The following is a 411-nucleotide window of genomic DNA, read 5'->3' as shown; positions in this document are numbered from 1 at the left end:
GCACCATGTTGCCGTCCTTGCCGGAGAGACCGACCGCCTTGCCGCCGGCTTCGTTGATGTAGCCGACGATCTGCTTGTTGATGAGACCCGACAGCACCATCTCGACCACCTCGATGGTGGCGGCGTCGGTGACGCGCAAGCCCGCCTGGAATTCGGACTTGATCCCGAGCCGCTTGAGCATCGCGCCGATCTGCGGGCCGCCGCCGTGCACCACGACCGGATTGATCGCGGTCTGCTCCAGAAGAACGATGTCGCGCGCGAAGGCACGGGCGGTTTCCTCCTCGCCCATCGCGTGACCGCCATACTTGATGACGATGATCTCCTCGTCGTAGCGCTGCATGTGCGGCAGCGCCTCGGAAAGGATGCGGGCCTGTTCTTGCGGGCTGGTCGGGCTGTTGGTCATGCGGATGT

Annotated in this window: 1 protein-coding gene; it reads right to left on the bottom strand. The window is 64.5% G+C overall.

Annotated elements, in window-relative coordinates; translation table 11 throughout:
• A partial coding sequence (gene argB, locus D7Y13_RS43960; RefSeq protein WP_244222502.1) for an acetylglutamate kinase occupies positions 1-411 on the bottom strand: 411 nt, incomplete at both ends.

It is taken from the genome of Corallococcus praedator, assembly GCF_003612125.1.
In the GTDB taxonomy this organism is placed as follows: domain Bacteria; phylum Myxococcota; class Myxococcia; order Myxococcales; family Myxococcaceae; genus Corallococcus; species Corallococcus praedator.
The sequence above is the reverse complement of the archived record's forward strand: the minus strand, read 5'-3'. Positions and strand labels throughout refer to the sequence as shown.